General features: G+C 54.8%; 3 protein-coding genes and 3 pseudogenes. All 6 read left to right on the top strand.

Annotation, left to right across the window (positions count from 1 at the left end; translation table 11 throughout):
• Window positions 1-71 precede the first annotated feature (71 nt).
• Window positions 72-3,905 (top strand): annotated as a pseudogene (gene rpoC, locus ACIPY9_RS24350) (DNA-directed RNA polymerase subunit beta'); the annotation flags it as partial.
• 198 nt (window positions 3,906-4,103) lie between these two features.
• Window positions 4,104-4,475, top strand: a complete 372-nt coding sequence (rpsL, locus tag ACIPY9_RS24345) for a 30S ribosomal protein S12 (RefSeq protein WP_002555494.1) — start codon at window positions 4,104-4,106, stop codon at window positions 4,473-4,475.
• A 122-nt stretch (window positions 4,476-4,597) separates the two neighbouring features.
• Window positions 4,598-5,067, top strand: a pseudogene (gene rpsG / locus ACIPY9_RS24340) (30S ribosomal protein S7).
• Window positions 5,068-5,097: 30 nt separating this feature from the next.
• Window positions 5,098-7,199: pseudogene (fusA, locus tag ACIPY9_RS24335) on the top strand (elongation factor G).
• Between the two features lie 31 nt (window positions 7,200-7,230).
• A complete protein-coding gene (tuf, locus tag ACIPY9_RS24330) occupies window positions 7,231-8,424 on the top strand; it encodes an elongation factor Tu (RefSeq protein WP_400707738.1) in 1,194 nt (397 codons plus the stop codon).
• 141 nt (window positions 8,425-8,565) lie between these two features.
• Complete coding sequence (gene rpsJ, locus ACIPY9_RS24325) at window positions 8,566-8,877, top strand: 30S ribosomal protein S10 (RefSeq protein WP_003186070.1); 312 nt, start codon at window positions 8,566-8,568, stop codon at window positions 8,875-8,877.
• The last annotated feature ends 64 nt before the right edge of the window (window positions 8,878-8,941 follow it).

Genomic DNA, 8,941 nt, shown 5'->3' with positions numbered 1-8,941 from the left:
CTCCGGTTTCTTGACCGGTTTGGGCTTTTCGACTTTCGGCTTTTCCACCGGTTTGGGCGGTGGCTTGACCGCGTCCGGGTCTGCTGATGGACATGACCCTGCGTGATATCGAGCGTGTTCTCTATTTCGAGAGCTATGTCGTTATCGATCCAGGCATGACCACGCTTGAAAAAGGTCAGCTGCTGAACGACGAGCAGTATTTCGAAGCGCTGGAAGAGTTCGGTGATGACTTCGACGCCCGCATGGGTGCTGAAGCTGTCCGTGAACTGCTGCACGCTATCGATCTGGAGCACGAGATTGGCCGTCTGCGTGAAGAAATTCCGCAAACCAACTCCGAAACCAAAATCAAGAAGCTGTCCAAGCGTCTGAAACTGATGGAAGCCTTCCAAGGTTCGGGCAACCTGCCTGAGTGGATGGTCCTGACCGTTCTGCCGGTTCTGCCGCCAGATCTGCGTCCATTGGTTCCGCTGGATGGTGGTCGTTTCGCGACTTCCGACCTCAACGATCTGTATCGTCGAGTGATCAACCGAAACAACCGCTTGAAGCGTCTGCTCGATCTGTCCGCTCCGGACATCATCGTGCGCAACGAAAAGCGTATGTTGCAGGAAGCTGTCGATGCCCTGCTCGACAACGGTCGTCGTGGCCGCGCAATCACCGGCTCCAACAAGCGTCCTCTGAAATCCCTGGCTGACATGATCAAGGGTAAACAAGGTCGTTTCCGTCAGAACTTGCTCGGTAAGCGTGTTGACTACTCCGGTCGTTCGGTAATTACCGTTGGTCCGACCCTGCGTCTGCACCAGTGCGGTCTGCCGAAGAAGATGGCTCTCGAGCTGTTCAAACCGTTCATTTTCGGCAAGCTGGAAATGCGTGGTCTGGCCACAACCATCAAAGCTGCCAAGAAGATGGTCGAGCGCGAGCTGCCGGAAGTCTGGGACGTTCTCGCTGAAGTGATTCGCGAACACCCGGTACTCCTCAACCGTGCGCCGACGCTTCACCGTCTGGGTATCCAGGCGTTTGAGCCGGTTCTGATTGAAGGTAAGGCCATTCAGCTCCACCCTCTGGTCTGTGCTGCGTACAACGCCGACTTCGACGGTGACCAGATGGCTGTTCACGTACCGCTGACGCTGGAAGCCCAGCTGGAAGCGCGTGCGTTGATGATGTCTACCAACAACATTCTGTCGCCAGCGAACGGTGAGCCGATCATCGTTCCTTCGCAGGACGTTGTACTGGGTCTGTACTACATGACCCGTGAAGCGATCAACGCCAAGGGCGAAGGTCGTGTGTTTGCAGACCTGCAGGAAGTCGACCGCGTATTCCGCGCCGGCGAAGCTGCCCTGCACGCCAAGGTGAAAGTCCGTATCCATGAAACGGTCAATGATCGTGATGGCGGCAGCGTCAAGAACACCCGTATTGTCGACACTACCGTTGGCCGTGCGTTGCTGTTCCAGGTGGTTCCGGCCGGCCTGTCCTACGATGTTGTCAACCAGCCGATGAAGAAGAAGGCGATCTCCAAGCTGATCAACCAGTGCTACCGCGTGGTTGGTCTGAAAGAGACCGTTATCTTCGCTGACCAGTTGATGTACACCGGTTTTGCCTATTCGACCATTTCGGGTGTTTCGATCGGTGTTAACGACTTCGTTATCCCGGACGAAAAAGCTCGCATCATCGACGCGGCTACCGAAGAAGTTAAAGAGATCGAAAGCCAATACGCATCGGGCCTGGTTACCCAGGGCGAGAAGTACAACAAGGTGATCGACCTTTGGTCCAAGGCCAACGATGAAGTCTCCAAGGCCATGATGTCGAACCTCTCGAAAGAGAAGGTTGTCGACCGTCACGGTGAGACCGTTGACCAGGAATCGTTCAACTCGATGTACATGATGGCTGACTCCGGTGCCCGGGGTTCCGCAGCACAGATTCGTCAGCTGGCCGGTATGCGTGGTCTGATGGCCAAGCCGGATGGCTCGATCATCGAGACGCCGATTACGGCGAACTTCCGTGAAGGCTTGAGCGTACTTCAGTACTTCATCTCGACTCACGGTGCTCGTAAAGGTCTTGCGGATACCGCGTTGAAAACCGCGAACTCCGGTTACCTGACTCGTCGTCTGGTAGACGTTGCCCAGGATCTGGTCGTTACCGAAGTTGACTGCGGTACCGAGCATGGCTTGCTGATGACTCCGCACATTGAAGGCGGTGATGTTGTTGAGCCTCTGGGTGAGCGCGTTCTGGGTCGTGTAATTGCCCGTGACGTATTCAAGCCGGGCACTGAAGATGTCATCGTGCCTGCTGGTACGCTGGTAGACGAGAAGTGGGTTGAGTTCATTGAGCTGAACAGCATCGACGAAGTGATCGTGCGTTCGCCAATCAGCTGTGAAACCCGTTACGGTATCTGCGCCAAGTGCTACGGTCGCGACCTCGCTCGCGGTCACCTGGTCAACATCGGTGAAGCTGTCGGCGTAATCGCTGCACAGTCGATCGGTGAGCCGGGTACCCAGCTGACCATGCGTACGTTCCACATCGGTGGTGCTGCAAGCCGGACCTCGGCCGCAGACAGCGTTCAGGTCAAGAACGGCGGTACTGTTCGCCTGCACAACCTGAAGCACGTTGAGCGAGTGGATGGTCATCTGGTCGCAGTATCGCGTTCCGGTGAGCTGGCCATTGCCGATGACTTCGGTCGTGAGCGTGAGCGTTACAAGCTGCCTTACGGTGCAGTGATTTCGGTGAAGGAAGGCGAGAAGGTCGACGCTGGTTCGATCGTTGCCAAGTGGGACCCGCACACCCACCCGATCGTTACCGAAATGAAAGGTACCGTGACCTACGTGGGCATGGAAGAAGGCATCACGATCAAGCGTCAGACAGACGAATTGACCGGTATGACCAACATTGAAGTACTTGACGTCAAGGATCGTCCAGCTGCCGGTAAGGACATTCGTCCAGCCGTGAAGATGGTAGGTCTGGATGGCAAGGATCTGCTGCTGCCGGGTACAGACGTACCGGCTCAGTACTTCCTGCCAGCCAACGCCCTGGTCGGTGTGGCGGACGGTGCGCAGATTGCGATCGGTGATGTTATCGCTCGTATTCCGCAAGAAACCTCGAAAACCCGTGACATCACCGGTGGTCTGCCGCGTGTTGCCGACCTGTTCGAGGCTCGTCGTCCGAAAGAGGCGTCGATTCTTGCTGAAGTCAGCGGCACCATCGCGTTCGGTAAAGAGACCAAAGGCAAGCGCCGTCTGGTCATTACACCGAACGATGGCAGCGATCCGTACGAAGAGCTGATTCCAAAGTGGCGCCATCTGAACGTCTTCGAGGGCGAACAGGTCAACCGCGGCGAAGTTATCTCCGACGGCCCGAGCGATCCGCACGACATCCTGCGTCTGCTGGGTGTAAGCGCGCTGGCCAAGTACATCGTCAACGAGATTCAGGACGTTTATCGTCTGCAAGGCGTGAAGATCAACGACAAGCACATCGAGACCATCCTGCGTCAGATGCTGCGTAAAGTTGAAATTGCCGAGTCTGGCGATTCGAGTTTCATCAAGGGCGACCAGATGGAACTGACCCACGTTCTGGTAGAGAACGAACGTCTGAGCACGGAAGACAAGTTTGTCTCCAAGTTCACTCGTGTATTGCTGGGTATCACCAAGGCTTCTCTGTCCACAGAGTCGTTCATTTCCGCGGCTTCCTTCCAGGAAACCACCCGCGTACTGACCGAAGCTGCTGTGACTGGCAAGCGGGATTACCTGCGTGGTCTGAAGGAAAACGTTGTCGTGGGTCGTTTGATCCCGGCAGGTACCGGTCTGGCCTATCACAGCGAGCGTAAGCGTCGCCGTGATATCGACAAGCCGTTGCGTGTCAGTGCGAGCGAAGTAGAAGCCGCTCTGACTGAAGCGTTGAACTCCAGCGGTAATTGAGAGTAAAGCCTCGGCATTTTCTTCTGGCGGACTGCAGCATTTTGTTGTGTCCGCCGGGAGGAGAGGTCGGGGCTTTGTCTTGACTGGGTGCAGGATCCTCTTTAGACTCTTGTACCCCTAAATTTGGCGGGGCTTCTGCCCTGTCATTTGCTTTTCTTGCAAGACAATAGCGTCGCAAGACAACAGTGGAGCTAGTAGATGGCAACTATCAACCAGCTGGTACGTCAGCCGCGTAAGCGTATCGTCGAGAAATCCGACGTGCCTGCGCTGCAGAACTGCCCGCAACGTCGCGGTGTGTGCACTCGTGTGTATACCACCACGCCGAAAAAACCTAACTCGGCATTGCGTAAAGTCTGCCGTGTGCGCCTGACCAACGGTTTCGAGGTTTCCTCGTACATCGGTGGTGAAGGTCACAACCTGCAAGAGCACAGCGTGGTACTGATCCGTGGCGGTCGTGTAAAAGACTTGCCAGGTGTTCGTTATCACACCGTTCGTGGTTCTCTGGATACTTCCGGCGTTAAAGGCCGTAACCAGGGTCGCTCGAAATACGGTACCAAGAAGCCTAAGTAGTAGTTGGCTTCTGTTAAAAATTGCAGATTTCTATTTTTCTGAGTCGATAAGAGTAAGGTCGGGCGCATTCTTAACCGAATGGTGGTTCCGAGCTAACCTGAAGACCGTTTGAGGGCTTATCCATGCCAAGAAGACGCGTAGCAGCCAAGCGCGAAGTGCTTGACGATCCAAAATACGGAAGCCAGATTCTGGCCAAGTTCATGAACCACGTGATGGAAAGCGGCAAGAAAGCCGTTGCCGAGCGTATCGTTTATGGCGCGCTGAAAAGGTTAAAGAACGTAAGAACAGCGACCCCCTGGAAATCTTCGAGAAAGCTCTCGACGCCATCGCTCCGCTGGTCGAAGTAAAGTCGCGCCGTGTAGGCGGTGCTACTTACCAGGTTCCGGTTGAAGTTCGTCCTTCCCGTCGTAATGCATTGGCAATGCGTTGGCTGGTAGACTTCGCGCGCAAGCGCGGCGAGAAGTCTATGGCTCTGCGTTTGGCTGGCGAACTGTTGGACGCCGCCGAAGGTAAAGGTGCTGCAGTTAAGAAGCGTGAAGACGTGCACCGTATGGCTGAAGCTAACAAAGCTTTCTCGCACTACCGCTTCTAATTCTGGCGTCACTAATTTTGCGAGGGCTTTATGGCTCGTACTACTCCGATTAACCGCTACCGTAACATCGGTATCGTTGCTCACGTGGATGCTGGTAAAACCACCACCACCGAGCGCGTCCTTTTTTACACAGGCGTAAACCACAAAATGGGCGAGGTGCATGATGGCGCCGCGACCATGGACTGGATGGTGCAAGAGCAGGAGCGGGGTATTACCATTACTTCCGCTGCAACCACAGCCTTCTGGGCTGGTTCTGCCAAGCAATTCGACAAGTATCGCTTCAACATCATCGATACCCCCGGCCACGTTGACTTCACTATTGAAGTAGAGCGTTCGCTGCGTGTACTCGACGGTGCTGTCGTTGTTTTCTGCGGTACTTCTGGCGTTGAGCCTCAGTCGGAAACCGTATGGCGTCAGGCCAACAAATACGGCGTTCCACGTCTTGTCTACGTCAACAAGATGGACCGTGCCGGTGCGAACTTCCTGCGCGTGATCGGTCAGATCAAGCAGCGTCTGGGTCACACTCCGGTGCCTATCCAGTTGGCAATCGGTGCAGAAGACAACTTCCAGGGTCAGATCGATCTGATGACTATGGAAGCTGTGTACTGGAACGATGACGACAAAGGTATGGCTGCTCGTCGCGAGCCTATCCCTGCTGAGCTGCAGGAACTGGCTGAAGAGTGGCGCAGCAACATGGTTGAGGCTGCGGCCGAGGCCAGCGAAGAGCTGATGAACAAATACCTCGAGGGCGAAGAACTCTCCGTCGAGGAAATCAAGGCTGCTCTGCGTCAGCGTACTATCGCTGGTGAGATCGTTCTTGCTGTTTGCGGTTCTTCCTTCAAGAACAAGGGCGTTCCCCTGGTTCTCGACGCCGTTATCGACTACCTGCCGGCCCCGACCGACATTCCAGCCATCAAGGGTACTGACCCGGATGACGAGACTGTCGAAATGGAGCGTCATGCAGACGACAACGAGCCGTTCTCGGCTCTGGCGTTCAAGATCGCTACCGACCCATTCGTGGGTACTCTGACCTTTGCTCGTGTTTACTCGGGCGTGTTGAGCTCCGGCGACGGCGTGATCAACTCGGTCAAAGGCAAGAAAGAGCGTGTGGGTCGTATGGTGCAAATGCACGCAAACACCCGTGAAGAGATCAAGGAAGTACGCGCTGGTGACATCGCGGCCCTGATCGGCATGAAGGACGTCACCACTGGTGATACTTTGTGCTCTCTTGAAAAGCCGATCATTCTTGTTCGTATGGACTTCCCGGAGCCGGTTATTTCGGTTGCCGTTGAGCCTAAGACCAAGGATGACCAGGAAAAAATGGGTATCGCTCTGGGCAAGCTTGCTCAGGAAGACCCGTCTTTCCGCGTCAAGACTGATGAAGAGACTGGTCAAACGATCATCTCTGGCATGGGCGAATTGCACCTGGACATCCTGGTTGACCGGATGCGCCGTGAGTTCAACGTCGAAGCCAACATCGGTAAACCACAAGTTTCCTATCGTGAGAAGATCACGAAGGCTTGTGAGATCGAAGGCAAGTTCGTTCGTCAGTCCGGTGGTCGTGGTCAGTTTGGCCATTGCTGGATTCGTTTTGCTCCTGCTGACGAAGGTCAGGAAGGTCTGCAATTCCTGAACGAAGTAGTGGGTGGTGTGGTTCCTAAGGAATACATCCCGGCTATCAGAAGGGTATCGAAGAGCAGATGAAGAACGGTGTTGTTGCCGGCTATCCGCTGATCGGCCTGAAGGCTACCGTTTTCGATGGTTCTTACCACGACGTCGACTCCAACGAGATGGCGTTCAAGGTGGCAGCCTCCATGGCGACCAAGCAACTGGCTACCAAAGGTGGCGGTGTTGTTCTTGAGCCGATCATGAAGGTTGAAGTTGTAACACCTGAGGACTACATGGGTGACGTGATGGGTGACCTGAACCGTCGTCGTGGTCTGATCCAGGGTATGGAAGATACGGTTTCCGGCAAGGTTATCCGCGCCGAAGTTCCGTTGGGCGAAATGTTCGGTTATGCGACCGATGTTCGTTCCATGTCTCAGGGTCGCGCGAGCTACTCTATGGAATTCTCCAAATACTCCGAAGCTCCGTCGAACGTCGTCGAAGCTATCGTTAAAAAACAAGGCTGATTCAGCCCCTTTAGGCTAGGAGTTCACTGTCGTGGCTAAAGAAAAATTTGAACGTAACAAACCGCACGTCAACGTTGGCACCATCGGTCACGTTGACCACGGTAAAACCACTCTGACCGCTGCTCTGACTCGCGTTTGTTCCGAAGTTTTCGGTTCTGCTCGTGTTGACTTCGACAAGATCGACAGCGCGCCAGAAGAAAAAGCTCGTGGTATCACCATCAACACTGCTCACGTAGAGTACGACTCGAACGTTCGTCACTACGCGCACGTTGACTGCCCAGGCCACGCCGACTACGTCAAAAACATGATCACTGGTGCTGCCCAGATGGACGGCGCGATCCTGGTTTGCTCGGCTGCCGATGGTCCGATGCCACAAACTCGTGAGCACATCCTGCTGTCCCGTCAGGTTGGCGTTCCGTACATCGTTGTCTTCCTGAACAAGGCTGACATGGTTGACGACGCTGAGCTGCTGGAACTGGTTGAGATGGAAGTGCGCGATCTGCTGAGCACTTACGACTTCCCGGGCGACGACACTCCGATCATCATCGGTTCTGCTCTGATGGCTCTGAACGGCCAAGACGACAACGAAATGGGCACCACTGCCGTTCGTAAACTGGTCGAAACTCTGGACACCTACATCCCAGAGCCAGAGCGCGCTATCGACAAGCCGTTCCTGATGCCAATCGAAGACGTATTCTCGATCTCCGGTCGCGGTACTGTTGTAACTGGTCGTGTTGAGCGTGGCATCATCAAAATCCAGGAAGAAGTAGAAATCGTAGGTCTGCGTGACACTACCAAGACTACTTGCACTGGCGTTGAGATGTTCCGCAAGCTGCTGGACGAAGGTCGTGCTGGCGAGAACTGCGGCGTTCTGCTGCGTGGCACCAAGCGTGACGACGTTGAGCGTGGTCAGGTTCTGGTCAAGCCAGGTACTGTTAAGCCTCACACTCAGTTCGAAGCTGAAATCTACGTTCTGAGCAAAGAAGAAGGTGGTCGTCACACTCCATTCTTCAAAGGCTACCGTCCACAGTTCTACTTCCGTACTACCGACGTAACTGGTAGCTGCGAACTGCCGGAAGGCGTTGAAATGGTTATGCCAGGTGATAACGTGAAAGTTTCCGTTACCCTGATCAAGCCAATCGCAATGGAAGACGGTCTGCGTTTCGCTATCCGTGAAGGCGGTCGTACCGTCGGCGCCGGCGTCGTAGCCAAAATCATCGCCTAAGCGTTGATTCAATAAAGAGCCCCCGCATTGCGGGGGCTTTTTTATTGGGTTGACACTCCCTTGGGTCGTCTATAGAATTGCGCCTCCTTTTAACGGGCGTATTGCGCTCGGTGGGAACAGCAATCTGGAGTCTGAAATCCAATGCAAAATCAGCAAATCCGTATCAGGTTGAAGGCTTTTGACCATCGCCTGATCGACCAATCAACCCAGGAAATCGTGGAAACCGCGAAACGTACTGGTGCTCAGGTGCGTGGTCCAATTCCACTGCCTACCCGTAAAGAGCGGTTCACCGTTCTGGTCTCCCCGCACGTCAACAAAGACGCGCGTGACCAGTACGAGATCCGTACTCATAAGCGCGTACTGGACATCGTCCAGCCAACGGATAAAACCGTTGATGCTCTTATGAAGCTTGATCTTGCGGCCGGCGTGGAAGTGCAGATCAGCCTCGGCTAAGACAGCGAAACCGTCGCGGTGTTGTGCCAGCGAAAGGTTTCCAGTGCCTGCTGAACGAACTCGG

The sequence above is a fragment of the Pseudomonas sp. NPDC089734 genome (assembly GCF_044748865.1).
GTDB lineage: Bacteria > Pseudomonadota > Gammaproteobacteria > Pseudomonadales > Pseudomonadaceae > Aquipseudomonas.
Note: the sequence above shows the minus strand (reverse complement) of the source record. Positions and strands in the feature narration are given on the sequence as shown.

Excerpts from the sequence above, each read along its gene's own strand:
- rpsL (WP_002555494.1), top strand. The coding sequence starts at position 4,104 with ATGGCAACTATCAACCAGCTGGTACGTCAGCCGCGTAAGCGTATCGTC.
- rpsJ (WP_003186070.1), top strand. The coding sequence starts at position 8,566 with ATGCAAAATCAGCAAATCCGTATCAGGTTGAAGGCTTTTGACCATCGC.